The 24,400-nt window shown below is 70.5% G+C and carries 20 protein-coding genes; 10 read left to right on the top strand and 10 right to left on the bottom strand.

The window, feature by feature from the left end; genetic code table 11:
- Positions 1–482 precede the first annotated feature (482 nt).
- Together ACQUQ0_RS02440 and ACQUQ0_RS02435 are read right to left on the bottom strand one after the other, a co-directional pair.
- Complete coding sequence (locus ACQUQ0_RS02440) at positions 483–1,172, bottom strand: CPBP family glutamic-type intramembrane protease (RefSeq protein WP_435182932.1); 690 nt, start codon at positions 1,170–1,172, stop codon at positions 483–485.
- A gap of 12 nt (positions 1,173–1,184) precedes the next feature.
- Positions 1,185–1,466, bottom strand: a complete 282-nt coding sequence (locus tag ACQUQ0_RS02435; protein ID WP_435182931.1) for a DUF5789 family protein — start codon at positions 1,464–1,466, stop codon at positions 1,185–1,187.
- Between the two features lie 167 nt (positions 1,467–1,633).
- Between ACQUQ0_RS02435 and ACQUQ0_RS02430 the strand changes: the two genes are divergently transcribed.
- Positions 1,634–2,569 carry a DUF7139 domain-containing protein gene (locus tag ACQUQ0_RS02430; RefSeq protein WP_435182929.1) on the top strand — a complete coding sequence of 312 codons (936 nt, stop codon included), beginning with the start codon at positions 1,634–1,636 and terminating at the stop codon, positions 2,567–2,569.
- Positions 2,570–2,573: 4 nt separating this feature from the next.
- Here the strand turns inward: ACQUQ0_RS02430 and ACQUQ0_RS02425 are convergent, their stop codons facing one another.
- The 3 genes from ACQUQ0_RS02425 to ACQUQ0_RS02415 are packed head-to-tail and all read right to left on the bottom strand — an operon-like array spanning position 2,574 to position 5,294.
- Positions 2,574–3,095, bottom strand: coding sequence for a Mut7-C RNAse domain-containing protein (locus tag ACQUQ0_RS02425; protein ID WP_435182927.1), 522 nt, complete (start codon positions 3,093–3,095; stop codon positions 2,574–2,576).
- A gap of 7 nt (positions 3,096–3,102) precedes the next feature.
- Positions 3,103–4,857, bottom strand: coding sequence for a DNA polymerase/3'-5' exonuclease PolX (gene polX / locus ACQUQ0_RS02420; RefSeq protein ID WP_435182926.1), 1,755 nt, complete (start codon positions 4,855–4,857; stop codon positions 3,103–3,105).
- Positions 4,854–5,294: a DUF5788 family protein gene (locus ACQUQ0_RS02415; RefSeq protein WP_435183044.1), complete on the bottom strand. Its 441-nt coding sequence runs from the start codon at positions 5,292–5,294 to the stop codon at positions 4,854–4,856. The genes polX and ACQUQ0_RS02415 overlap by 4 nt, the downstream gene beginning before the upstream one ends.
- Positions 5,295–5,465: 171 nt before the next feature.
- Here ACQUQ0_RS02415 and ACQUQ0_RS02410 point away from each other — a divergent pair, with 171 nt between their 5' ends.
- Positions 5,466–6,815: an alkaline phosphatase family protein gene (locus ACQUQ0_RS02410; RefSeq protein ID WP_435182925.1), complete on the top strand. Its 1,350-nt coding sequence runs from the start codon at positions 5,466–5,468 to the stop codon at positions 6,813–6,815.
- A gap of 41 nt (positions 6,816–6,856) precedes the next feature.
- On the opposite strand, the gene ACQUQ0_RS02405 is transcribed toward ACQUQ0_RS02410, so the two are convergent.
- Positions 6,857–7,945: a tubulin/FtsZ family protein gene (locus ACQUQ0_RS02405; RefSeq protein ID WP_435182924.1), complete on the bottom strand. Its 1,089-nt coding sequence runs from the start codon at positions 7,943–7,945 to the stop codon at positions 6,857–6,859.
- Between the two features lie 123 nt (positions 7,946–8,068).
- Here ACQUQ0_RS02405 and ACQUQ0_RS02400 point away from each other — a divergent pair, with 123 nt between their 5' ends.
- The 8 genes from ACQUQ0_RS02400 to ACQUQ0_RS02365 are packed head-to-tail and all read left to right on the top strand — an operon-like array spanning position 8,069 to position 17,799.
- Positions 8,069–8,551 carry a DUF7310 family coiled-coil domain-containing protein gene (locus tag ACQUQ0_RS02400; protein ID WP_435182923.1) on the top strand — a complete coding sequence of 161 codons (483 nt, stop codon included), beginning with the start codon at positions 8,069–8,071 and terminating at the stop codon, positions 8,549–8,551.
- Positions 8,548–9,024, top strand: a complete 477-nt coding sequence (locus ACQUQ0_RS02395) for a DUF7311 family protein (protein ID WP_435182921.1) — start codon at positions 8,548–8,550, stop codon at positions 9,022–9,024. Before ACQUQ0_RS02400 ends, ACQUQ0_RS02395 begins: the two co-directional genes overlap by 4 nt.
- Positions 9,025–9,067: 43 nt before the next feature.
- Positions 9,068–11,122, top strand: a complete 2,055-nt coding sequence (locus ACQUQ0_RS02390; RefSeq protein ID WP_435182919.1) for an ATPase, T2SS/T4P/T4SS family — start codon at positions 9,068–9,070, stop codon at positions 11,120–11,122.
- Positions 11,119–12,891, top strand: coding sequence for a type II secretion system F family protein (locus tag ACQUQ0_RS02385; RefSeq protein WP_435182918.1), 1,773 nt, complete (start codon positions 11,119–11,121; stop codon positions 12,889–12,891). Before ACQUQ0_RS02390 ends, ACQUQ0_RS02385 begins: the two co-directional genes overlap by 4 nt.
- Before the next feature lie 57 nt (positions 12,892–12,948).
- Positions 12,949–13,428: a DUF7283 family protein gene (locus tag ACQUQ0_RS02380; protein WP_372388052.1), complete on the top strand. Its 480-nt coding sequence runs from the start codon at positions 12,949–12,951 to the stop codon at positions 13,426–13,428.
- On the top strand, positions 13,406–13,825 hold the full coding sequence (locus tag ACQUQ0_RS02375) for a DUF7285 family protein (protein ID WP_435182917.1): 420 nt from the start codon (positions 13,406–13,408) through the stop codon (positions 13,823–13,825). Before ACQUQ0_RS02380 ends, ACQUQ0_RS02375 begins: the two co-directional genes overlap by 23 nt.
- The gene (locus ACQUQ0_RS02370) at positions 13,822–14,736 is read left to right on the top strand and encodes a DUF7284 family protein (protein WP_435183042.1); all 915 of its coding nucleotides are present in this window, start codon (positions 13,822–13,824) and stop codon (positions 14,734–14,736) included. The genes ACQUQ0_RS02375 and ACQUQ0_RS02370 overlap by 4 nt, the downstream gene beginning before the upstream one ends.
- A complete protein-coding gene (locus ACQUQ0_RS02365; protein ID WP_435182916.1) occupies positions 14,737–17,799 on the top strand; it encodes a DUF7286 family protein in 3,063 nt (1,020 codons plus the stop codon). It begins immediately after the preceding gene.
- A 69-nt stretch (positions 17,800–17,868) separates the two neighbouring features.
- On the opposite strand, the gene sufD is transcribed toward ACQUQ0_RS02365, so the two are convergent.
- The 4 genes from sufD to ACQUQ0_RS02345 all read right to left on the bottom strand — a co-directional run bounded on the left by sufD (position 17,869) and on the right by ACQUQ0_RS02345 (position 24,391).
- The gene (gene sufD, locus ACQUQ0_RS02360; protein ID WP_435182915.1) at positions 17,869–19,083 is read right to left on the bottom strand and encodes a Fe-S cluster assembly protein SufD; all 1,215 of its coding nucleotides are present in this window, start codon (positions 19,081–19,083) and stop codon (positions 17,869–17,871) included.
- 1 nt (position 19,084) lies between these two features.
- The gene (sufB, locus tag ACQUQ0_RS02355; RefSeq protein ID WP_435182913.1) at positions 19,085–20,515 is read right to left on the bottom strand and encodes a Fe-S cluster assembly protein SufB; all 1,431 of its coding nucleotides are present in this window, start codon (positions 20,513–20,515) and stop codon (positions 19,085–19,087) included.
- Between the two features lie 58 nt (positions 20,516–20,573).
- Complete coding sequence (locus ACQUQ0_RS02350) at positions 20,574–21,497, bottom strand: ABC transporter ATP-binding protein (protein ID WP_435182911.1); 924 nt, start codon at positions 21,495–21,497, stop codon at positions 20,574–20,576.
- Between the two features lie 170 nt (positions 21,498–21,667).
- On the bottom strand, positions 21,668–24,391 hold the full coding sequence (locus ACQUQ0_RS02345) for a DNA-directed DNA polymerase (RefSeq protein ID WP_435182909.1): 2,724 nt from the start codon (positions 24,389–24,391) through the stop codon (positions 21,668–21,670).
- Positions 24,392–24,400 lie beyond the last annotated feature (9 nt).

Here is a 24,400-nt window from a genome sequence, read left to right as displayed (position 1 = left end):
ATTCTGTCGGTTCGACGAGCGCCGATAGCCGCCCGGCGGAGAACTCTGGAGACCGGCTAGCAGTCTGTGAAAGAAATTCAGACTCTGGCATAATAAAGAAAATGAGAAAACGAATACGCATATAATGAATCCAATGATGGAGTATCACATCAGATTTTGTCGACAAAAAGTACTTATGTCATACCCACTTTCGACAAATTGCTATGTCAACGCATAACAGGGAGACGGCACACTTCTCGCAGATGGACGCGGCGATGCGCCAGCTCGGGTCGCGGGACCGTCGGCCGAACGCCGATTCGTGATACTGTCGGACACAAGTCTGTGAAGAATTTCGGCGCCCGGGGCGGCTAATATCTTGAAACAGTTGTGTCCGACAGTATGAGTCCGAAGGCTTCTCCTGTGGGGCTCTCTGCCGGACGTCGCTCCTGACTTGCAGACGCTGCGATACTGTTTCTGTACTGTCCGCGCGTGCGACCTGCTCTCTACAACGGCACCGGCAGCCATCGGAGCGCCGAGAGCACCGCCTCGGGGGGTATGACCGGATCGTGGAGCGTCAGCCAGTCCAGAAGCGTGAGCCCCAGCCCGTGGGCGACGATCGAGGGGAGCAGCGACTGGCTGTGGTAGTCGACCGCGCCGAAGAGGACGTCGGTCGGCCCCGACAGCAGCAGTTCGATCGGGGGCTTCCCGACGTGGTGGAGCGCGTAGACGACCGGGGAGATAAAGACGCTCTTGAAGCCGAACTCGTCGCTGACGCCGACACAGAGCAGTCCGCGATAATAGGTCTCGGCGGCGACGACGACGAGGAGCTGTTGGACCATATGCGGGAGGAACTCCCCGAGCGCGGTCGAGGTCTCCCACATCGGGTAGTACGCGCGGATGCTGGGGAGCGACGCCCCCACGAGGTAGAAGGGAAAGACGAACGCCGCGAGCGCGAGCGTGTCGCGGAGGGCGCGCCGGTCGACGTGGAACCCCAGATCGCGGCCGTGTGTGGCCGCCAGCGCCGCGGGAATCAGGAGGAAGACGACCACGTCGCGGACGGCCCGTGCGGTGAGGTCGGACGGCGGTACCGACCACGAACTCCACGCGATCGAGAGGACGAGGCCGACGACGACCGACCGCTGGAGCCACGTCGACTCGGCGGCGGCGTCGCGGAGGCGGGCGTGGACCGACACCGTCCGAGGACCCTACTTCGTCGGGATCGGACCGTCGCCGACGGCGTCTTTGACGTGGTTCACGAACGACTGGCGGGAGTCGAAGTACGTCTCGTCGACCTCCGCCAAGACGTCCGAGAGCTGCAGTGGTCCCGACGGCGTCCGGATGACGCTGTCGCCCTCCTGGTCTTCGATCCGGCTCTTCTCGTGGGGCCAGGTGAGGCGCGCGGCGACCCGCGCGAGCGGCTGTCCTTCGACGGGCGTCTCCTCGCCCAACTCGACGACGGGACCCTCGGATTCCTCCTCGTCTGCCATACGCCGCAGTTCGCCACCCGCGACATTAATCCCTTCGACACGCCCGTTCGCCCCGGGCTCGGGGTCGCCGGCGGGCTCCGGCGCCCGCGGGGATATCCGGCCGATTCGGACGGCCGTCGTGCGTCCGTCTGACGCATCGTTTTGTGTGGTGGCCCCGAATGGCCACTATGCCCAGTCTCTCGGAGGTCTACAGGGGGAAGCAGTCGGGGGCGAGCCTCCGGCGACTACTCTTCGGATTGGGGCTGTTCCTCGCCGGCGCGCTCCTGGTGGTGACCGGAATCGTCGTCGCGACCACGGACGTCCTCTACGGGTCCGACCTCGCCGCGCTGACGGCGAAGCGCCAGCTCGGCGGCGTGCTCGCGGGCGTCGGCGTCCCCGCGGTGTTCCTCGGCATCTTCGCGGTGCTCCCGTCCGGGCGGCTCACGAAGGCCGCGGCGGTCATCGGCGCCGGCATCGCCGTCGTCGGCGTCGCGCTCTTCACCCACGCGTATCCGTGTATGTGGTCCGGATCGCTCTGCGGCGCGGGGAAGCCGGACCTGACGCTCATGACCGTCAGCGTCTACTTCCTCGGCGCGATCGTCACCTTCTGGTGTCTGTTCGTCGGCGTCGCCAACTTCAAGACGCGCAACGACCCCGGCGGCACCGCCACGGTGAACGTCACCCGGAAGCGCGAGACGCGGTACGTCCCCATAGAGCGCGACCGCGGCGGCTTCGGCGGCATCGGCTTCTTCGGCGGCACGCCCGACGGCGAGGTCGAGACCCAGACCGGCGGCCGCGGCGGGTCCTCGGGGTCGGCCGGCACCGCCTCCGACGGCGGCACCGACGCCGAGTCGATCTCCTCGCCGATGGACGAACCGAGGGCGGGAAGCGGCTCCGCGACTGACGCGTCGCTGACGGCGAACGGTCCCCGACCACCCGACGGCCCGAAGAACGACGCGTCGGGACGCAGCCTCGACGCCAGCGACACCTACTGCGGCAACTGCGCGCACTTCGAGTACGTCCGGACCGACGAGGGGATCCGGCCCTACTGCGGGGCCGCCGAGGAACTGATGGACGATATGGACCCCTGCGAGGAGTGGACCTCGCGGTCGCGGCGACGATAGGCCCTCACGGCTCTCCTAATGTCTCCGCCACGTCGTCCCAGTGGCTACCCTTCCAGAACGCCTGCCCGCAGTCCAGACACTGCCAGCAGTCGGTCTCGGCGGGGTCGGGCGCGTACGAGGGAAGTGACTCGTCGGTGTCGACCGACCGAAGCTCGCCGTTGCAGGCCGCACACCGGCTCGGACGGTCGGGGAGCGCGAGGTCGTAGCCCGCGTCGTCGACCTCGCGGAGTTGCTCCCGGACGTCCTTGCTCTCGACGAGCACCGCCCCGTCGACGCGCGCCGCGAGATCCGCATCGCGGGTGAGGAGCGTCCGGTTCGAGCCGCGGGCCATCGCGGCGATCTCGTCGTCACCCGGGTCGGAGTCCGGTCGCGCGCGCTCGCCGTCGCGTTCCAGCACGTACGCGGCGTCGTAGCCGCACATCCGCAGATAGGTGGTGAGCTTGCCGAGCATCGCGTCGAGGAGGAGCCGCGGCCGATCCGTCCCCGCCCGGTCGTCCGCCGCCTCGTCCGTCGTCCGGTCCGTCATCGTCGCCTCAGTGCAGGAACGATCGCAGATCGTCCACGGCCCACGCGTTCAGTACGTCGTCGGGCTCGCACCAGCCCCGACGGGCGGTGTGGACGCCGTACCGCGCGTAGTCCAGCGCGCCCGGGGCGTGCGCGTCGGTGTCGATCGCGATCGTCGCGCCGGCGTCGACGGCGACGCGGACGAGCTCGCCGCGGAGATCCAGACGCGCGGGGTCGGCGTTGATCTCGATCGCGATCCCGGCGTCGGAAGCGGCGGTCGCGACCCGCTCGACGTCGAACTCCAGCCCCTCGCGCTCGTTGATCAGCCGGCCCGTCGGGTGGCCCAGGACGTCGACGCTGGGGTGTTCGACCGCGCGGACGAGCCGCTCTGTGGCCGCCTCCCGGTCCTGGCCGAGCGCTGCGTGCGGGGAGGCGACGACGACGTCCAGTTCGTCGAGGACGTCGTCGCCGGTCGAGAGGTCGCCGTCGCTGTCGACGTTCGTCTCGACGCCGTGGAGGAGCGTCAGGGCCTCGCCGAACTCCTCGCGGGCGTCCTCGATCGCCCCCAACTGCTCCCGCAGGTCGTCGTCGGAGAGGCCGACGCCGCCGACCATCCCCGGCCCGGTCGCGTGGTCGGTCACGGCGTAGTAGTCGTAGCCGCGGTCGACGGCGGCTTCGACCATCTCGCTCACGCTACTGCGCCCGTCGGACCAGTCGGTGTGGGTGTGGAGGTCGCCGCGGAGGTCGCCCTCACCCAGTAGCTCCGGGAGCGCCCCCTCGCTGGCGGCGTCGATCTCGCCGGTCCCCTCGCGGAGTTCGGGGGGAATCCACGGCAGGTCGAGCGCGGCGTACATCGACTCTTCGGTTTCGCCGGCGACCCGCTCGCCGACGCGCTGGTCCGCGTCGGGGTCGTCGACCTCGGAGACGTCGAACACGCCGTACTCGTTCATTTTCAGGTCCCGCTTGATCGCGACGTTCCGGAGCCGGACGTTGTGGTCCTTGCTCCCGGTGAAGTACTGGAGCGCGGCGCCGAACTCGGATTCCGAGACGACTCGGAGGTCGATCCGGACGTCGCCGGCCCGGCCGCTGGCCTTGTGCTCGCCGGCCTCGATGACGTCGGTCAGCGTCGACCACTCGGTGAACGCGTCGACGACGCGTGCGCCCGACCCGCTGGCGACGAGGACGTCCACGTCGCCGACGGTGTCGCGCCAGCGGCGGATCGACCCCGCGACTTCCGCCTCCGCGACGGCGTCGACTCCGCGGAGGTACGCCAGGGCGTCGTCGGCGAGCGGCCGCGCGTCGCCCAGGCGCTCGCGCTCTTGGGCCTGCCGGGCGAACGCGACGTTCTCGCGGATGTTCGCCTCCGTCTTGGGACCGAAGCCCTTCACCTCCTGAATCTCTCCGGCCTCGGCCGCCGTTGCGAGCTCGTCGAGCGTGGTGATTCCGAGCGCCTCGTAGAGCGTTCCGACGGTCTTCGGGCCGACGCCCTCGACGCGCGTGAGCGCCTCGACGTCGACCGGGAGCTCCTTGCGGAGTTCACTCAGCTCTTCGATCTCCCCCGTTTCGACGTACTCGACGACCTTCGCGGAGATGGCGTCGCCGACGCCGTCGATCTCCTCGACCGCCTCGGCGCCCTCGGCTGCCAGCGCCTCGATCGGCTCGGGGTGCTCGCGGATGTTCTCGGCCGCCCGCCGGTAGACGTTCGGCTTGTACTCGACGCCGTCGGCTTCGAGGAGGTCGGCGAACTCCTCCAGCTGCGAGGCGACCTCTGCGTTCCGGCTCACGGCCGCCTCCCGCTCCCGCCGGCGCCCTCGCGTCCGAGCGCCTGCTTCAGGAACTTCATCCAGCGCTTCCGGTCGGCGGCCTCCTGGACGTCAGCCTCCCGTTCGAGGTCGACCGGCCGGAGCTGTTCGAGGGCGTTCAGCGCCCGGTCGATCCCGACGATGCTTTCGGCGAGTTCCTCGCCCTTCTCGTAGCTGATCTCGCCGTCCTCGATCCGCTGGAGGCGCTGGAGGCGCTCCCGGCGAAGATTCTTTTTCGCGCGCTCGACCCGTTCGCGCTCGCCCGAGGGGATCGTGTCGCGGCGCTTGATCTCGAAGACGAAGTCCCGGAGGTCGATCTCCTCGCCCTGGACGTCGATCGCGTCCGGGATGTCCGCGCCGACGGTCGCGGCCTCGCGGTTGACCCGCTCCAGCAACTGTTTCCGTTCGAACTCCTTCACGGCTCTTGTGGTGCCTAGCGCGGGCGCACACTTCGCTCCTTCGCCGATCGCGCTCGCCCGGTCGTACCCCCGATCGCACTCGTTCGTCCGCCTCCCGTCGGTGTCGCAGACGGCGGCAGACGGCCGCCGAGAGACGAACATACTTATGACTACCGTCGGAATACGGTCGGTATGGGACTGTTCGATCGGCTGCGCGGGGAGGACCACCCGCGCGTCGCCTTCGTCGGTATCGACGGCGTGCCGTTTAGTCTTCTCTCCGACAACCCGGACCGCTTTCCGAACTTCGCCGCCCTCGCCGAGGAGGGAAGCGCGGGCGCGATCGAGAGCATCGTCCCCCCCGAGTCCTCGGCGTGTTGGCCCTCCCTCACGACGGGCGTGAACCCCGGCGAGACTGGCGTTTACGGCTTCCAAGACAGGGAGAACGGCTCCTACGACACCTACGTCCCGATGGGCCGGGACGTCCAGGCGACGCGGCTCTGGGACCGCGTCACCGACGCCGGCCGCCAGGCGAGCGTGCTGAACGTCCCCGTGACGTTCCCGCCGCAGCGCAACGTCCAGCGGATGGTCTCGGGCTTCCTCTCGCCCGGCGTCGACAAGGCGGCCCTCCCCGACGAGTTCCGCGACGAACTCGACGACCTGGGCTACCGGATCGACGTCAACGCCAAGCTCGGCCACGACGACGACAAGACGGAGTTCATCGAGAACGCCCACGAGACGCTCGACCGCCGCCACGAGGCGTTCCAGAACGTCATCGGCGCCGACGACTGGGACCTCTTCTTCGGCGTGTTCATGACGACCGACCGGGTGAACCACTTCCTGTTCAAGGACTACGAGCGCGACGGCGAGAACAAGGAGGCGTTCCTGGAGTTCTACGAGAAGGTCGACGAGTACGTCGGCGAGATCCGCGCGTCGCTGCCGGACGACGTCACGCTCGTCGTCGCCTCCGACCACGGCTTCACCTCGCTCGACTACGAGGTCCACTGCAACGCCTGGCTCGAAGAGCAGGGCTGGCTCTCCTACGAGGACGACGACCACGAGGAACTCGGCGACATCGCCGACGACACCCGGGCGTACTCGCTGATCCCCGGCCGCTTCTACATCAACCTCGAAGGCCGCGAGCCCCGCGGGAGCGTCCCGCGGGACGACTACGAGGCGGTGCGCGCAGAGCTCAAAGCCGAACTGGAGGAGCTTGAAGGCCCCGACGGCAAGAAAGTCGCAGACCGCGTCGTCGAGAAGGAAGACGCCTTCCGCGGCGACCACGACGACATCGCGCCGGACCTCGTCGTCGTTCCGAACCACGGCTTCGATCTCAAGTCCGGCTTCAAGGGCAGCGAGGAGGTCTTCGGCACCGGGCCGCGGAACGGGATGCACAGCTTCGACAACGCGACGCTGTACGTCGACGACCCCGACGTCGAGATCGAGGACGCGGACCTCTACGACATCGCGCCGACGATCCTGGACCTGCTGGAGGTCGACTACGCCCGCACCGACCTTGACGGGGCGAGCCTCCTCAAGCAGTAAGCCGCCGTCGATCGCCCGCAGAATACCTCGTTTTCCCGCGCTTACAACAGGTCGTCCAGTTCGTCGTTCGTCCACTGCTCGGCCGGATCGGTCCGCTCGGCCGCTCCCTCGACGTCTTCCTCCCGGGCGTCTTTCGCCCGCTGGAGGAACGTCTCCAGGCGCTCGGAGCGCTCGACGCCGCCCAGGAGCACGAGCGTGGCGATCCGGTCGCTGGAGAGGGGGAAGTCGCCGCCGCGGACCTGGAGGCTGCCGGTCTCCTCTTCGACCCACCGGCGCGCGCGCTCGACGCCCTTCCGCGGGATGGCGTCCTGGTCGCCGGCGACGATCAGGAGCGCGGCGTCGGCGTCGGTCGCGTCCGGCAGGCTCGACCCGGTGAGGAGGGCGCGCCGGGTCGTGCTCATCACGGCGTTGATGTTCTCCTCGGCGTCGGGGGCGGCCTCCGCCGAGGCGTAGCCGAGCGCGGCGATGCCGCCGGAGCGGAGCGTGTTGATGATCTCCGAGGAGTCGACGACGCTCTCGGCGACGCCCTCGACGGCCTCGCCGGAGGCCAGCAGCAGGCCGACGCGCTGGGCGATCTCGTGGTTGATCGAGTCGTAGCCCTCGGTGACGCTCTCGCCCACCGAGCGGAAGGCGTCGTTGTCGACGAGGAGGAGGGCGTCGGCTTCGCGAGCGAACGTCTTCAGCGACCGGCCGGCGTTCACCTGGTACATCGACCCCTCGTCCTTCCCGGGAAGGATGCCGAGGCCGTAGACGGGGACGTCGTAGATGCGCTTGAGTTCCCTCGTCAGGACCGGCGCGCCGCCGCTGCCGGTGCCGCCGCCGAGTCCCGCGACCACGAAGATGGACTCGGTCCCGGCGACCACGCGGCCGTCGAGCGCCGACAGCACCTCCTGTGTGTCGGACTGCATCACCTCGGCGCCGAGTTCGTTGTCGCCGCCGACGCCGTGGCCCTTCACCCGGTCCTGGCCGATGAGGACGGTCTCGAAGGGCAGATCCTGGAGGTCGGTCTTGGCGGTGTTGACCGCGACCGCGCCGCGGACGGAGCCGAACCCCATCCGTTCGTCGTATTCGACCAGTTCGCGGGCGAGTTTCCCGCCGGCCTGGCCGACGCCGATCAGGACGGACTTCATACTCTCCACATCGGGGAGACGATCCTTCAACGTTCGCCCCCTGGGGCCGGTCGCCTCGTCGGCCGTCGCTCCCCCACGACTCCCGCCCGACGGTTTATATCGGATCCCGCACCCACCCGCGGTATGACGAGCGACTCCGACGGCGCGGACGACGGATCGACGTGGGACGCGAACGCGAACAGCGGCACAGACGACGCCCGAGAGCGGATCGATCGACTGGAACGCCGCGTCGCGTCTCTGGAATCGGAACTCGACGCGGTCCGCGGGCTGCTCGGCGGCGTCGCGGCCGTCGACGAGGCGGTCGAGCGCCGCGCGTCGATCGCGCTCGCCAAAGCCGAATCGCTCGAACGCGAGTTCTCCGCCGCCGAACCCGGGGTCGTCCGCGAGCGGCTGGCCGAGCCGTCGGACGGCGAGGCTCGGTCGGGAGGCGGGGCCTCGGAGAACGGGACGACCCCGGCGGCGTCAACTCGCTCCGAGCGACCGGTGGCCGACGATGGTCGGCCTCCGGCGGACGCGAATCGATCGGCGTCATCGCCGTCCTCGGTGTCGGACGGACGTGACACCGACGACGGCCTCGCGGCGAGACTGCGCGGCGTGCTCCGGTGATCCGGCTGGTCGTCGCCGCGGCGCTCGCGGTCGCGATGGTCGCGGCCGCAGCCCCGGCGGTCGAGGACGCGCAGGCGACGCGGACGGCCGACACCGTCGAGGCGTTCGGCGATCGGCTGGACCGGGCCGGACGGTCGCTCGCGGCGACCAGCGATTCGGCCACCAGCGTCGATCTGGCGGCCACGCGCGGCGTCGCATTCACGTACCCGGGGGCGTCGTGGACGACGGCGCGGCCCGCGTTCGTCGCCGTCGGCGGGCGCCCCGGCGGGCCCGGGAACCGCTCGGTGCTCGCCTACGCGCTGCCCTCGTCGCCGACGCGACTACGCGCGCTCTCGCTACCGGTGCCCGTGCGGACGCCGACCGGCCCGGTCGTGTTCCGCGGGCGCGGCCGGCAGACGGTCTCGATCGCGCTCGTCACGGGCGCAGACGCCGACGGGCCCGCGCTGGTGATCAGCCGCGGCGACGCCGCCTGACGTCGCCCGATCGTTTATATACCGAGACGCGGCCACCCGCCGTATGTCGCGATACCTCGATTCGCCCCGCGCCGATGCCTTCTGTTCCCTGCTCACCGACGCCGCGGTCTCGGTCGGGCTGTCCGGTGGATCGGCAGAGACCGCTTCTCCCGACGCCGACTCGGAGGCGGACTCGGAAGTCTGCCGGTGCTCGGTCGCCGTCGAGTCCCCCACCGGGCTGGGGCTCGCAGATCGGCGGGAACTCCTCGTCGACGCCGACGACTGCCCCGGCCGCGGACGGCTCGAAGCCCGCCCCGCGTGTCGGGCCACCGTCGTCGACGCACTCGTCGAGCGCGACGTCGACGCCGTTCGGACGCGACACGCGGGCCGCGAGCGCACGTACGTCGACGCGGCACTGGCGCTGCTCGTCGCCGCCGGCCGCTTCGTGGAGCGCGCCACCGTCCACGACGCCGACTTGGCCGACCGAGCCCGCCGTGATCCGCTCTCGGCGGCGCACAGGGCCACCGGACGCGCGGGCGCAGTCGCCCGGATCGCCGCCGAGTGCGGGCTCGCCGAGCTGGCCGCCCGCGTCGGCGCCGAGGGAACACCGCCGTCGGAGGCCGGCCAACCGGACGCCTACGAGCGGGCGCTGGATCCGTTCGTCGGCCCCACGGTCTCCCGGTCGCGGGTGTCTCGACGCCTCCCGCCGGGCGCGCGGGTCGTCTCGGAGCGAGCGCTTCCGACCGGCGGGACGGCGCGTATCTGCGAAGCGCCTTCCGGGACGTGCTACCATCTCACGCCCGCGACCGAGGGACTCGACACCGACGCGACGGCGACACTTGCCACCGCCTACGACGTGCTCGCGAACGGCTCGGTCGGCGGCGGATCGCGGGCGCCCGGGCGAGCGGTCAGGCGCGTCGCGGGCGGCGACGAGCCGATCGAGACGCTCTCGGCGGTGCTCGCGCGCCACACCCGCGGGCTCGGCGTCTTCGAGCACCTCTTCGCCGACGAGGCTGTCTCGGACGTCGTCGCCTCCGCGCCCGTGGCCGACGGCCCGGTCCGGGTCGTCGTCGACGGCGAGCGCCTCCCGACGAACGTCCACCTGACGCCCGGCGGCGCGGCCGCGCTCGCCTCGCGGTTCCGCCGAGAGAGCGGGCGGGCCTTCTCGCGGAGTTCGCCCGCGCTCGACGCCTCGGTGGTCGCCGAGACGGGCCGGCGGATACGCGTCGCCGGCGTGACCGCGCCCGCCAGCGACGGCGTCGGGTTCGCGTTCCGCGTCCGCGACGACGAGCCCTGGACGCTCGCCCGACTCGTCGCCGCGGGATCGATCTCTGCCCGCGCGGCGGCCTTCCTGTCGCTCGCAGTCGAGCGCGGCTCGGCGCTCATCGTGGCCGGCACCCGCGGCGCCGGGAAGACGACCCTGCTCGGGGCGCTCTTGTGGGCGCTCCCGGCCGCGACGCGGCTCGTGACGATCGAGGACACGCCGGAGTTGCCGGTCGAATCCCTCCGCGGCCGCGGCCGCGACGTGCAGGCCCTCCATACCGACGCGGCGCTGGGCGATGCGGCGAGCGAGGGTCGCTCCTCCGATGGATTCGCTCCGACGGACGCGCTCCGCGCGGCGCTCCGACTCGGCGACGGCGCGCTCGCCGTCGGCGAAGTCCGCGGCGAGGAGGCGGGCGCGCTCTACGAGGCGATGCGCGTCGGCGTCCAGGGCCACGCGGTCCTGGGGACGATCCACGGCGACTCGGCCGCCGCCGTCCGCGAGCGCGTCGTCTCCGACCTGGACGTGCCGCCCTCGTCGTTCGGCGCGACGGACCTCGTGGTCACCTGCACCCGCGACGGCGACGCCCGACGAGTCTCCGCGATCGAGGCGGTCGAGACGCACGGCGGCGAGTCGTCGTTTCCCGCGCTCTTCGCGCGCGACGCGGGGGAACTCCGTCCCTCGGGTCGCATCGAGCGCGGCGAGAGCGCCGTCGTCGATCGGCTTCGATCACCGAGCGAGTCCTACGCCGAGTTCCTCGCGGCGCTGGAGGCTCGAACGGCCCGGATCGGTCGGCTCGCGACTACCGGGCTGACGCGGCCGGCGGACCTCGACGCCCAACGGAGCGAGAGGCGATGACGAACGGCGCCGACGCGGTCGTCAGGGTGGCGCGGACGCTCGCCGGCTGGTATCCCGGCGACGTCGAGCCGACGCGGGAGCTGCACCGGTCCCTGGCATTCATCGAGAGCGACCTCGCCGGCGACACCGTCGTCCGCGCCGGCTACGTCCTCGCGCCCGTCGTCGCGGTCGCCGTCTTCGCCGTCCTCGCGCTCGCGGCCCCCGGTCTGCCGCTTCCCGCGGCGCTGCCGCTGGCGGCCGGGCTCGGACTGGGCGCTACCCACGTGGTCCATCGACTCCCCGTCGCGGCGGCGACGCTCCGCCGGACGCGCTCGCTCGGCGACGCGCCCGGCCTCGTCGCCCGCGCGGCGCTGCGGCTCCGGCTCGATCCGTCGCCCGAACGGGCCGCGCTGTTCGCCGCGCGGACCGGCGAGGGTCCGCTGGCGCGCAGCCTGGCCGCGCACGTCGAACGCACCCGCGCGGGGCCGACGTCGGGGCTCGGCGCGTTCGCGGCCGAGTGGCGCACGTGGTTCCCGGCGCTTGAACGCTCGACGTCGCTGCTTTCGGCCGCGGTCGACGGTCCGACCGACGAGCGCGATCGCGCGCTCGACCGCGCGCTGGAGACGGTGCTCGACGGCACCCGCTCGGAGATGGCGGACTTCGCGGGCGCCGTTCGCGGGCCCGCGAGCGGCATCTACGCCTTCGGCGTCCTCCTGCCGCTCGCCCTGGTCGGCGTGCTTCCCGCCGCCAGCGCGGCCGGGGTGTCGGTGCCGGCTGCCGCGTTCGTCCTCCTCTACGACGTCGCTCTCCCGGGCGGCCTGGTCGTCGCCGGCGCGTGGCTGCTCCTCCAGCGCCCGGTCGCGCTCGCGCCGGCGCGGGTGCTCGCGTCCCACCCCGACGTCCCCTCCGGTCCGATTCGCGGCGTGGCTGCGGGTGTCGCGTGCGGGGGAGCCGGCGCCGTCGTCGGTGGCTTCGTCGCGCCGTGGGCACCGCCGGTTGCGGCCGCCGGACTCGGCGTCGGCGGCGCGCTCGCCGTCCACTACCGGCCGATGGCCGCGGTGAGAAAGCGGATCCGACGGGCAGAAGCGGGGCTCGCGGACGCGACGGCGGTCGTCGGCCGGCGCGTCGGCGCTGGCGAGTCGGTCGAGACGGCCATCGAGTCGGCGGCGGAGGCGACCACCGGCCCGACGAGCGACCTCTTCGACGAGGCGGCCGGCGTGCAGCGACGGCTCCGCGTCGGCATCGACCGCGCGTTCCTGGGCGACCACGGCGCACTCGCGGATCTCCCGAGCCCGCGGGCCCGCGCGACGGCGACCCTGCTGGCCATCGCGGGGCGCGAGGGCCGTCCGGCCGGCCCGATGCTCGTACGGCTCGCCGATCACCTCACCGAACTCCGGCGGGTCGAGGCCGACGCCCGCCGCGAGCTCGCGGCGATCACGGGGACGCTCACGCACACCGCGGCCCTCTTCGGCCCGCTCGTCGGCGGCGCGACCGTCGCGATGGCCGTCCAGATGGCCGCGGCGGGGACGTCCCGGCCCGTCGGATCGGCGGCGGCCGCGTCCTCCGCGTTCGGCGCCGCGTCGGAGTCCGCGACCGCGCTCGCGCCCTCCCTCCTCGGGACGGCCGTCGGCGCGTACGTGCTCGTGCTCGCGATCGTCCTGACCGTCGTCGCGACCGGGCTCGACCGCGGCCTCGATCGCTCGCTCGTCGGCTACCGGGTCGGTCTGGCGCTCTGCTCGGCGACCGCGGCGTACCTGGCGGCGTTCGTCGGCGCGTCCACGCTGTTCTGAATCCGCTTCCGAGTCCGGGCGTGAGGGTTTATATACCAAAACGGGGCCATCCGCGCTATGTTCGACCTGACGCTGGACGCGTGGTACGGCTGGATCGGGCTGTCGCTGGCGAGCGTCGCGCTCTTCGGGGCGGTCGCCGGGCTCCCGACGGCGCCGCCGCCCGACGCGGGGGCCGTGGCGGCAACGATCGACCGGGTCGCGGGCGCGGAGTACGCCTCGACGGCCGAGCACCCGCTCGACGCCGAGCAGATCCGGCTCGGAACACGCCGAATCGCGCTCCGATCGGACGCCGGGACCGCGCACGCGACGCTCTCGTTCGGCCCGGTGACGCCGGTCCCCGTGACCGACTCGCCGCTCCGGGACGTCCTCCACGGTATGCCCCCGGAGCGGGCGTTCGACTCGCCCGAGGCGTTCCGCCAGGCGGTCGTCGCCGCCCGTGCAAACGCGACCGACGCGCCCTGGCGCGAGGTCGACCGGACGCTGATCGCCCGCCGGACCACCTGGGAGGGAGTGGATGTCGTCCTCGTCGACGCGTGAGGCCGGCGCGGACGCGCGGGCGCAGACGACGCCGATCGTCGCCCTGATCGCGCTCTTCGCGGTCTGTTCCGGCGTCTCGCTGTACGCGAGCGCGCTAACGGCGGCGACGCCGTCCGAGACGACCAACGCTTTGGCCGAGCCGACGCTGGACCGCGTCCACGACGCCGTGAGCACCGGCGGGGTCGTCGACCCGTTCGCGCTGCCGCGGGCCGCCGATGTCGCTCCCGACGGCTATCGCGTCGCCGTCGAAGTGACGACCGACCGGGGCCGCTTCGGCGCCGGCGGCCCGCCGCCGCGGGAGGGAGTCGACGTCGACCGGGCGAGCCGTCCGGCGAGCGTCGATATCGGGACCGGCGACGTCGCGTGGGGACGGCTGACAGTCTGGGTGTGGCGATGAACGCCGCGCTCGACGCCGGCTTCTGCCTCCTTCTCCTCTCCGCAGGCGTCGTCGGCCTCGTGACGGTCGATCAGGCCCCGCCGGCGACGCCCGGACGCGCCGACGCCGTCGCCGACGCGCTCGCGACGACGACCGCACAGGTCGACTACTCGCTGACGCCCGACGTCGACGCGCTGAACGCGTCGGGTGCGGCGGTCGCAGACGAGGAGACGTTCGCTCCCGACTCGCCCGAATTCGATCGGACGAGCCACGGAAGCCTCGCGGGGCTGCTGGCTCGCGCCGCGACCGCCAGCGGTGGGGTCGCGCTCGACGCGGTCGAGCCGAATGCGACGACGGAGCCCGATATCCATCCGCTCACGCGAACGCGGTCCGGGTTCGTACGCGCCGTCGGCGACGCCGTCCTGGCGCGAACCGGCGCGCGGGTTCGCGTGGACGCGACGTGGCGGCCGTATCCGGACGCACCCGTCGGCGGACAGCTCGGCGTCGGTCCCGACCCGCCCGCCGGCCGCGTCCACGCCGCGTCGCTCGTGATCCCGACCGGCGTCGAGCCGCTTCCGCCGTCCGCTCGTACCGACTTCGACGCGTTGGGGGCCGCCGTGGCAGACCGCACGGTCGCCGTCCTCGTCCCCGCGGGACCGGCGCGCGTGACGCTCCGCGGCGACGATCCGACGGCCGCCCTGGTGCGCCACCGCTACGCCCGTCTCGCGTCGGCGACGAACGCGTCCCTCTCGGAACCGCTCGCGACCGAGGACACGCGAGCGGCCAACGAGCGGGTCGCGCGTCGGCTCGAAGCCCGGTTCACCGGCGACCTGCGGGCGGCGCACGACACGCCGATGGAGGCCGCCGAGGCGGTCTCGGTGGACTCGGTCCGCATCGTCGTCAGAACGTGGCCCGCGTCGGAGGGGATCTGAATGCGGTTCGCTGACGACGACCGCGCACGCGTGCCGTTCGCGCTCCTCGGCGTGCTGCTTCTCGTCGGGAGCTCGACGTTCGCTGCCTCGCTCGCGACGCCGGGTCCGGAACCGATCGACCGGGCCGCAGACGTCGCGGCCGACCGCGTCGAGGGCGAGGTGACGGCCGCGGTCCGCACTGCGGTTCGCGACGCCGCCCGCGCGGCCGCCCGCGACCCGGTCACGGTCGCGGCCGACACGCCCGCCGGCCGAGCACTCGGAACGGAGGATCCGTTCCGACGGTCTCTCCGGCTTCGGATCTTCGCCGCCGCCCGCGAGGCGGTCGGGCCGATCGAACACCGCAGAGGCGAGAGCGTCGCCCACGCCTCGTTCGGTGCGGGTGTGGAGGACGTCGAGGGCGCGCTCTCTCGGGTCTCCGTCGCGGGGCGAGACGACGGAACGGAGCTCCGGGCGACGGTCCGCGGCGTCGCGGTGACGGTCAAGCGGAACGGACGCGTCCTCGACTCCTACCGGACGAACCGCACCGTCACCGTCGCCGTTCCCGTGCTCGCGCTCCACGACCGGACCGAGGCCTTCCAGGCGCGCCTCGACGCGGACCCGATCGCGGCGCCGGGGCTCGCCCGGCGGCTGACGGTCGGCGTCACGGCGATGGCGCAGGCCCGCGGACTCGGCCAGTACGCCGGCCTCCCCATCTCGAACGTCGTCGGCAACCGCCACGTCGCGCTCTCGACGAACGCGGGCCTGCTCGACGCCCAGCGGGCGTCGTTCGGACACGCCGACCCCGAGGCCGCCGCTGGCGTCCGCGCGGCGACGCTTCGGACCGGCGTCACCGACGTCCTCGGATCGCGGACCGACCCCCGCGTCGTCGCCGCGGTGACGGGACAGCTCCCGGATCCGAACGACGCCGAACGCGCGGACGCCGCCTCGCGACCGGGCGCGCTCCCGGCAACTCGCACGATCACGGTCGGCGTCAACGACACGGCGGACGAGGCCTTCGTCGCGCTCCTCCGGGGTACGGACGGCCCGAGTCTCGATTCGATCCGTCGAGAGAGCTACCGCGCGAGCGTCAGCGTCGACGCCGACGCGCGGCTGGTGCGGAACGGTCGTCGACCGTCGCCACGTGCCCCCGGCGAAAACTGGACGCTCGCGTACTCGGACGTCGATACGAGCGTTTCGATCCGGGGCGGTGGCCGCTCTACCGCCGTCGTCTCCGCCGGCCATCGCGCGCACCGGCTCTACGCGGCCACGCGCCGCGTGGTCGAACGTCACACCGTCCAGCGCACCTGGGTCAAGAGCAACGCGACGCCGCGGACGACGTCGGCATCGTGGCGCGACGCCCATCGCGTCCGCGTGACTGCGACCGGCCGCCTCGGCGACGCCTGCGGACCGGACCGCGCCGTCGACCCGCTCTTCCGGACGGGCGGCGCGCTCGGCGGGCCGAACCTCCGAGGCGGTAGCTCCGTCGCCCGGGACCTCGTCGCGGAACTCGGCGGTCCCGATGCCGTCGCCCGACGGACGGTGACCGGCGGCCGGACGAACGCCCGAACGCGGTTCACCGGCGACCGTCCCGACGACCTCTCGGCGTGGGTGTACGCCGACGTCGCGGCGCTCCGGGAACGGGTCCGACGTCTCTCCGTGGAGGTAGCGGCCAGCGACGCCGCGACGGGGCAGCGGAACGGGGCCGCCCGGTTGGCAAATCGGGTTAGGAGCCGCCGCGCGGCCCTCCTGAATGCGCCGGGGCGCTACGACGGCGTCGCCGACCGCGCTCGGATCGCCGCGCGCGCCGCGTACCTCGACCTCGTGCTCGCTCGCCTGGACGAGCGCGCGGGGCGGACCGGGAAGCAGAACGCCGGCATCGGCCGAGCGCTCGCGGCGAAGGGTATCTCGGCGGCCAGAGCGAACGACCTCGCCGATCTGACGCCCGAAGCCCCGTCCCGTCGGTTCGCCCTCGGGAGCGGCTCCGGGGCCCGCGGGCGGACCGCCTTCGTCCCCGACGGCGACCCGGCGTACCTCGCGCCCGCGCCGGTCGAGGGACCGCTCGTCGACGGCGTCGACGACGACGAACGGTACGTCGGCCTCGCGGTCAGGAACCACAACGTCTTCGCGGTCCCGTACGGCGACGCCGCGGATCTGGTCACGCGGACGCTCTTCGGGGATCCCGGTCGCGTGTCGCTCCACGCCGCCGGTCAGTCGCTCGTCGCCGCCGACCGAACGCTCGCGGCGCACCCGAACGCGACGCTCCGCGCGCGGACCGACCACCTGAGATCGAGGGTCGCGCAGTCGATGGATCACATCCGGAAGCGAGCGACGCGGACGCTCGCCCGCGAGTCGTCGCTGTCGCGTCGCGAGACCGAGACCGTCGTCCGGCGGGCGTTCGCGCAGTGGGACGGCCCCGGTGAGCGCGCGGTCGCCGCGACGGACGGATCGCTGGCGGCCGCGGTCGCGTCTGCCGCGATCGAGGAGGGAGCGGCACGCGAAAACGACGGCTCCCGGAGGGTGGCCGAGGACCGCATCCGGACGGCGCTCCGCGTCGACCTCCGGGACGCCGCGACGAGCGCGGACGTCCGCGTCTCGCAGGCCGCCGTCGAGGACGCGGTCTCGGCGATCCGAGGGCTCCTCCGCGAGGAGGCACGGGCGAGGGCGGGAGCCGCGACCGAGCGGGCGATCGCGCGGGCGTCGAACGGGACCGTCGGCGGCATCCCGGCGGGCCTGCCGATCCTCCCGACGCTCAACCCCTGGGTGGCGACCGCGAACGTCTGGGTCGTCGAGTCCCGCGGCGCCTACGGGCGCTTCGCCGTCACGACTGACTCGGGCGCCACGACGTACGTTCGCGACGGCTCGTCGGTCGTTTTCGACGTCGACGGCGACGGCGAGCCCGAGGTCCTCGGCCGGAACGAACGGATCGGCTTCCGGGTCCGGACGGTCGCCGTCGTGGCCGTCCCGGCGGGGAAGCTCGGCGTCGGCGACACGGACGGCAATGTCGACGAGCGATCGGTGGCGTGGGCCGGTCCGGCGCCCGGCCCGCGCTGTGTCACCCCGACCGGGCGGTGTCCGCGGGAGTAGTCGGCGGCGTCGCTGTCGGTCGAGCGTCGAGACGGCGAGACGAGAAAGAAAACGGACGTCAGTCCGAGATCAGCGGAGTCGCGCGGCGATAAGCTCTTCGAGGTCGTCGCGGAACTCGTCGACCGCGATCTCTTCGAGGACGGGCACGAAGAAGCCCTCGACGAGCATATTCCGCGCCTGTCCGTCGGGGATCGCCCGCGACACCATGTAGAACAGGTCCTCCTTGTCAACCTGGCCGACCGTCGCGGAGTGGGAGGCTTCGGTGTCGTGGTTGTGGATGATCAGCTTCGGCGACGCGTCGGCCTCGCTGTCGTCCGACAGCATCAGCGTGTTCTCGCGCTGGTACGAGGAGGTGTTCCACGCCTCGCGGCCGACGTCCTGGACGCCCTCGTACACCGAGCGGGCCTCGTCGTCGAGGACGCCGCGGGTCACGAGGTCGGCGGTCGTGTTCTCGGCGTTGTGCCAGACGCGCGCGTTGACGTCGAAGTGCTGGTCGCCGTGGCCGAAGAACGCGCCGACGATCTTCGTCTCCGAGGAGTCGCCGTTGAGTTCGGACTCGACGTCAGAGCGCGTCAGTCGGGAGCCGAGGTTGCCCTCGATCCAGTTGACCGTCGCGTAGGTGCCGACGTCCGCGCGCTTCAGCGAGTACGTGTAGGTGTCCTCGTCGAGGTCCTGGAGCGAGCCGTACTGGACGTAGGAGTTCTCGCCCGCGTCGATCTCGACGAGGTTCGAGAAGTACCGCGCGTCGGCGTCGACGTCCTCGCCGGACTCGATGCTCTCCAGAATCGTCACCGACGACGACTCCTCGGTGACGACGAGCGTGTGGCTGAACAGCGAGCGGGAGTTCATCTCCGCGCGGACGGTCACGTCCTCGGCGTCGACGCCCTCGGGGACGTAGACGACCGTGCCGGTGGTGAAGAGCGCCGCCGACAGCGCGGTCAGGTAGTTCTCTTCGGGGTCGACCGTCGAGCCGAACGCGGACTCGACCAGGTCGGGGTGCTCGTCGAGCGCCTCGGTGAAGGTGAGGACCTCGACGCCCTCGGCGGAGGTCCGCTCGGTCTCGTCGCCCTGATCGAGCGGGTCGACGAGCGACTCGAAGTCGAGCGCTTCGAGGTTCGTCCAGCGCCGGCCGGGCGTCTGGATGACGTCCGGCAGCTCCAGTTCGTCGAGCGCGTCGAGCGCCGAGAGCCGCCGTTCGAGCAGCCACTCGGGCTCGTCGCGCGCGTCCGAAATTTCGCGAACCGTCTCCTCGGAGAGGTTCGCCGGGAGTTGTACGCCGCTCATACTATCCGAGGCTCCCCTCCATTTCGAGTTCGACGAGGCGGTTGAGTTCGACCGCGTACTCGATCGGCAGCTCTTCGGTAATGGGTTCGATGAAGCCCGAGACGATCATCTGCTTGGCGTCGTCGTCGTCGAGGCCGCGCGACTGGAGGTAGAACACGTCCTCGTCGCCGATCTTCCCCACTGTGGCCTCGTGGGCGACGTCGACCTTCGACTCGTTGATCTCCATGTACGGCATCGTGTCCGACGTGGACTCGTTGTCGAACATCAGCGCGTCGCACTCGACCGAGGTCGAAGAGTCCGAGGCGCCGTCGGCGATGTGGACCAGTCCTCGGTAGTTGGTCCGGCCGCCGTCCTTCGAGATCGACTTCGACTCGATGGTCGACTTCGTATTCGGCGCGTTGTGGTAGACCTTCGCGCCGGTGTCGATGTTCTGGCCCTCGCCCGCGAAGGCGATGGTGATGTGGTTGTCGGAGGCGCCCGGGCCCTTCAGGACCGTCGAGGGGTACAGCATCGTCGCCTTCGAGCCCATCGAGCCGGAGATCCACTCCATCCGGCCGTTCTTCTCGACGATGGCGCGCTTGGTGTTGAGGTTGTAGGTGTTCTTCGACCAGTTCTGGACCGTCGAGTACTGGACGTGGGCGTCCTCGCCGACGAAGACCTCGACGCCGCCGGAGTGCAGATTGAACGCGGAGTACTTCGGGGCCGAACAGCCCTCGATGTAGTGGACCTCCGAGCCGTCCTCGGCGACGATGAGGGTGTGCTCGAACTGGCCCATTCCCTCCGAATTCATCCGGAAGTACGCCTGGACGGGCATCTCGACGGTGACGTCCTCGGGGACGTACACGAACGAGCCGCCGGACCAGACCGCGCCGTGGAGCGCCGCGAACTTGTTGTCCGACGGGGGAACGCACTTCGTCATGAAGTGCTCCTTGACGATCTCGGGGTGCTCCTGCACCGCCTCGTCCATATTCATAAAGATGACGCCCTTCTCCTCCCAGCGCTCCTGCATGTTCTGGTAGACGACCTCGGACTCGTACTGCGCGCCGACGCCGGAGAGCGCGTTCTTCTCGGCTTCCGGAATGCCGAGCTTGTCGAAGGTGTCCTTGATCTCGTCGGGCAGTTCCGTCCAGTCGTCGACGCCCGCGCGGACGTCGACATCGGGGCGGATGTACGGGACGATCTCTGCGACGTCCACTTCCGAGAGGTCCGGCTGGCCGGGCCAGTCGGTCGGCATCGGCATCTCCTGGAACTGCTTCAGCGCCCGGAGACGCCGCTGCAGCATCCACTCGGGCTCGTCTTTGTCCTCGGAGATGACGCGGACCGTCTCCTCGGTCAGGCCCTTCTCGGTCTGGAACGCCGAGGACTCCTCCTTCTTGAAGTCGAAGCGGGCCTCGGTGTCCGTCTCTTTAAGGTGGTCTTGTTCGGAACTCATAGTGTGTGATATGTGTTTACGGCTCGTTTCTTATATGACTGTGCGTAACTGGACATAGTTACGCCGCCTCGTAGACTTCCTCGCGGACCCAGTCGTAGCCGTGGTCTTCGAGCTGCTCGGCGAGCTCGGCGTCGCCGCTCTTGACGACCTTGCCGTCCAGCATGATGTGGACGTGATCGGGCTCGACGTACTCGAGGATCCGCTGGTAGTGGGTGATCTGCAGGATGCCGGTGCCCTGCTCGTCGCGGAGGGCGTTGATGCCCTTCGAGACGTCCTGGAGGCGGTCGATGTCCAGCCCGGAGTCGATCTCGTCGAGGACGGCGATCGCGGGCTCGAGGATGGCCGCCTGCAGGACCTCGTTCTGCTTCTTCTCGCCGCCGGAGAAGCCGGCGTTGAGGTAGCGCTGCATGAACTTCTCGTCCATGTCCAGCACTTCCATCTTCTCTTTGAGGAGCTGCTGGAACTCCGCGACGCCGATCTCGCCGTCGTCGGCGGGGCCCTCCATCGGCGAGGTCTCGTAGCCCGCCTCCTCGTCTTCGTCGTCCGCCTCGGCCTCGTCTTCGTCCTCCTCTTCGAAGAGCTCCTCGCGCTCTTCGAGCTTGGCGTTGAGCGCCGTCCGGAGGAAGTTCGTCATGGTGACGCCTTCGATCTCCGCGGGGTACTGGAAGCCGAGGAAGATACCGAGCGCCGCGCGCTCGTTCGGCTCTAGGTCGAGTAGATTCCAGGTGCGTTTGTCCTCGGGGATCTCGAGGTCCTGATCGAAGTCGTCTTCTTCGAGGTGGAGCAGGATCTCGCCCTCGGTCACCTCGTAGGCCGGGTGGCCGGCGATCACTTTCGCCGTCGTCGACTTCCCGGATCCGTTCGGTCCCATCAGGGCGTGGATCTCCCCGGAGTTGACCTCCAGGTCGACGCCGCGAAGAATCTGTTCGCCGTCTTCCTCCGCCACGTTCGCGTGGAGGTTCTTGATTTCGAGTGTAGCCATCGTGTTTCGTTGCCTCGTGTCTCAGAAGTGGGCTGTGGCGCTCATAATGGTTACGCATTCGCCATTCGGAGCTTTACTGTCGATAAAATTTATTTGCGTTTTGCGAAACCCCGGCCCGGTTCCGTGACGCGCCGCGCGGGGTGGCGGCGAACCGACGGTCCGGCCGCCGCTCAGACGAAACTGCCGAGCCCGGTCTGTTCCTGCCCGGACTTCACCTCGTCCCACGACATCCCCAGCGCCTCGATGATCCGCGAGATCGGCCCCTTCAGCGTCTTCTCCAGCATCTTGTCCCAGTCGACCTCGAAGGCCTCGGGGAGCTGGTCGTCGTACTCGACGCAGATCACGTCGGGGTCGCGCTTGAACTCCCCGTAGAGCGCGTCGCGCTGGGGGTCGTAGCCCTCTTCTTCTTCCATCCGCCGGAACCACGAGGGGTGGACCTTCCGGAGGTAGAGCCGCTTCGGCTTCGACCCCCGCCCGAAGTTCGTCCCCAGGAACTCGTTGGCGTACTTGGCGCCGCGGACCTGCGCGGTCGCGGTGTCGTAGGCGTCCAGCCGCTTGCCGATCCCGCCGGGGATGCCGATCTCCTCGACCGGGATCTCGCCGGCCTCGAAGTCCTCGATGACGCCGTTGAGGTAGTCGGCGATCTCCTCGTTCGCCGTCCCGTGGACGATCATCTCGATGACGCGCTTTTGGACCTCCTTCGTGATCGGCGCGATGTCAGAGCGCTTGTACTCGAAGCCCGTGATGTCGATGTCGTCGACGTCCTTTCCCTCCTTCCAGACGATGTGGCCCGCGTAGCGCTTCTTTTTTCCCGCCTGGAAGAACCGTCGGTAGAGCTTCTCGAACTCGATCTGAAAGCGGTGCTCCTCGGCGTCGAGTTCCTCGCGGGCGAACTCGTCGTAGGAGCCGTTGATGTACTCCTCCAGCTCGAAGGACTGCTCGATGGCTTCGTCTTTACTGACGTCGCCGCCGAGCTCCAACATCACGGAGTCGGTGTCTCCGTAGATGACACCTTTGCCGAGATCGTTCGCCGCCGAGGCGGTGTGTTCGATGACGTCGCGCCCCGTCGCGGTGACGGCAGCGCCCATCTCCTTGTCGTACAGTCTAAAGCGATCCCAACCCAGCACGCCGTACAGCGAATTCATAATGACCTTGACAGCGGCCTGCTGGCGGTCGTACTGCTCGTACGCGGACGTGTCGGGGTCGTGGTCGTTCCGGAGGGACTTCTTCTCCTCGCGCTCGGCCAGCAGATCGTCGATCATCTCGCGGATGATGCCGTCGGGCTCGCGGCGGAAGTGCGTCCCGTTGGGGGCCCGGAAGGTCTCGCCGTCGTACGTCTCGGGGTCCACCTTGGTCTCCGGCGATGCGTTGATCGTCACCATACACATCGGGTAGAGGGACTTCAGGTCGAGGACCGTGACGTTCTCCTTGACGCCGGTGATCGGATCGAAGACGGCGCCGCCCTCGTACTCCTCGGCGTCGGCCTGGCCCTTCGAGGGGAGCGCGAAGCGGCCGTGGGCCTCGTGGAGGATGTAGATGTCGACGGTGTCGCCCGGCGTGGGGGCGTCTTCCAGCTTGCAGCCGACGAACGTCCGCACCTCGTCCCAGAAGGCGACGACGTCCTGTTTGCGGTCGATCTCGACGCAGAGTTCCACGTCGCGAACGTTGTATTCGAGCAGGCGCTCGGGGTCCTGCTCCCAGAGGTCGCCGATGTCGCCCGGGTAGCGCTCCTTGCCGACGTCGAGTTCGAGTTCGCCGACGGCGTCCAGGCGGTAGGACTCCAGTTCGGTGAACTGCGTGCGCTTGTACGCGTACAGCAGATCGAAGACGACGCGGCCCTTCACGTTCGGGCCGCCCCAGCCGCTGCGCCAGACCTCGTCGATCCGGGAGAACCGTTCGGGATCGAGGTCGCGCTCCGAGGTCGGATCGAGGATCTCCATCCGGTCGAGGAGATAGGGCATGTCGAAGTCCTCGAAGTTCCAGCCCGTCAGCACGTCCGGGTCCGTCTCCTCGATGTAGGAGACGAACGCGTCGAGCATCGCGTCCTCCTCGTCGAACGTCCGCACCTGGATCTCGGTGTCCTCGCGGAGCGGCTCGTAGGTCTCCAGGTCCTGGGGTGAGACGACGCCCTCGCCGGCCTCGGGGGCGTCGTAGAGCCACGCGACGTACTCGTCGCGTCGGGAGTCGTGGGAGGTGAGACAGACGATCGGCTCTTCGCCCTCCTCGGGGAAGCCCGAGCGGTCGTCGACCTCGATGTCGAAGGTATTCACCCGGAGGTCGGCGTCGACGTCGACGGCCGCGATCTCGTCGTGGGGGATCTGAATCGGGCCCCGCTCGGCGCCGTCGGCCTCCAAGCGCCGCGCGGGCACCCGGATCCCGCTCTTTACGTCCTTGTCGATCAGGAGGCGGTTCGGAAAGAGGATGTCCGCCTCGTAGTGTTCGAACTCGTCGCGGATCTCCCCGACGTCCCGCGGGGTCTGCGTGCAGATCTTCGTCAGGTCCTCGCCGCGGATGCTCTCGTAGCCCTCGTCGGTCCGGGTGATCACGTCCCTGTCGAGTTTGTCGTCGTCGAGGTTCTCCGTCGGCGCGTAGAAGTACGGCTCGAACCCCAGGACGCGGACGTGCTCGCGGTCCCCTGCCGCCGTCCGGCCGAACACGTGCAGGACGGGATACTCGCGGCGGCCGCTCCCCTCGATGGAGTAGTTCACCTGGGTCACCATCAGCTCGACCGTCCCGTCGGCGTCGGGAAAGCGGATCTCCTCGCTGTCGACGACCTCCGAGACGTGCTGTGTGCCGTTGCCGGCGACCGCGACCGCCTCCGCGTCGGGCCGGGCACCCTCGTCGGCGGCCTCGTCGCCGCCGCTCCAGTCGTCCGTGAGCCCTGCCTGTTTCATAGCACTCGG

This window comes from Halobellus sp. EA9 (assembly GCF_051195055.1).
GTDB classification, from domain to species: domain Archaea; phylum Halobacteriota; class Halobacteria; order Halobacteriales; family Haloferacaceae; genus Haloquadratum; species Haloquadratum rubicundus.
The sequence above is the reverse complement of the archived record's forward strand: the minus strand, read 5'-3'. Positions and strand labels throughout refer to the sequence as shown.

What these genes read in the sequence shown, in the direction of transcription:
- ACQUQ0_RS02435 (WP_435182931.1), bottom strand. Translation starts at nt 1,466, where the DNA reads ATGGCAGACGAGGAGGAATCCGAGGGTCCCGTCGTCGAGTTGGGCGAG.
- ACQUQ0_RS02430 (WP_435182929.1), top strand. Translation starts at nt 1,634, where the DNA reads ATGCCCAGTCTCTCGGAGGTCTACAGGGGGAAGCAGTCGGGGGCGAGC.
- ACQUQ0_RS02425 (WP_435182927.1), bottom strand. Translation starts at nt 3,095, where the DNA reads ATGACGGACCGGACGACGGACGAGGCGGCGGACGACCGGGCGGGGACG.
- ACQUQ0_RS02410 (WP_435182925.1), top strand. Translation starts at nt 5,466, where the DNA reads ATGGGACTGTTCGATCGGCTGCGCGGGGAGGACCACCCGCGCGTCGCC.
- ACQUQ0_RS02405 (WP_435182924.1), bottom strand. Translation starts at nt 7,945, where the DNA reads ATGAAGTCCGTCCTGATCGGCGTCGGCCAGGCCGGCGGGAAACTCGCC.
- ACQUQ0_RS02400 (WP_435182923.1), top strand. Translation starts at nt 8,069, where the DNA reads ATGACGAGCGACTCCGACGGCGCGGACGACGGATCGACGTGGGACGCG.
- ACQUQ0_RS02390 (WP_435182919.1), top strand. Translation starts at nt 9,068, where the DNA reads ATGTCGCGATACCTCGATTCGCCCCGCGCCGATGCCTTCTGTTCCCTG.
- ACQUQ0_RS02385 (WP_435182918.1), top strand. Translation starts at nt 11,119, where the DNA reads ATGACGAACGGCGCCGACGCGGTCGTCAGGGTGGCGCGGACGCTCGCC.
- ACQUQ0_RS02380 (WP_372388052.1), top strand. Translation starts at nt 12,949, where the DNA reads ATGTTCGACCTGACGCTGGACGCGTGGTACGGCTGGATCGGGCTGTCG.
- ACQUQ0_RS02375 (WP_435182917.1), top strand. Translation starts at nt 13,406, where the DNA reads ATGTCGTCCTCGTCGACGCGTGAGGCCGGCGCGGACGCGCGGGCGCAG.
- ACQUQ0_RS02370 (WP_435183042.1), top strand. Translation starts at nt 13,822, where the DNA reads ATGAACGCCGCGCTCGACGCCGGCTTCTGCCTCCTTCTCCTCTCCGCA.
- ACQUQ0_RS02365 (WP_435182916.1), top strand. Translation starts at nt 14,737, where the DNA reads ATGCGGTTCGCTGACGACGACCGCGCACGCGTGCCGTTCGCGCTCCTC.
- sufD (WP_435182915.1), bottom strand. Translation starts at nt 19,083, where the DNA reads ATGAGCGGCGTACAACTCCCGGCGAACCTCTCCGAGGAGACGGTTCGC.
- sufB (WP_435182913.1), bottom strand. Translation starts at nt 20,515, where the DNA reads ATGAGTTCCGAACAAGACCACCTTAAAGAGACGGACACCGAGGCCCGC.
- ACQUQ0_RS02350 (WP_435182911.1), bottom strand. Translation starts at nt 21,497, where the DNA reads ATGGCTACACTCGAAATCAAGAACCTCCACGCGAACGTGGCGGAGGAA.
- ACQUQ0_RS02345 (WP_435182909.1), bottom strand. Translation starts at nt 24,391, where the DNA reads ATGAAACAGGCAGGGCTCACGGACGACTGGAGCGGCGGCGACGAGGCC.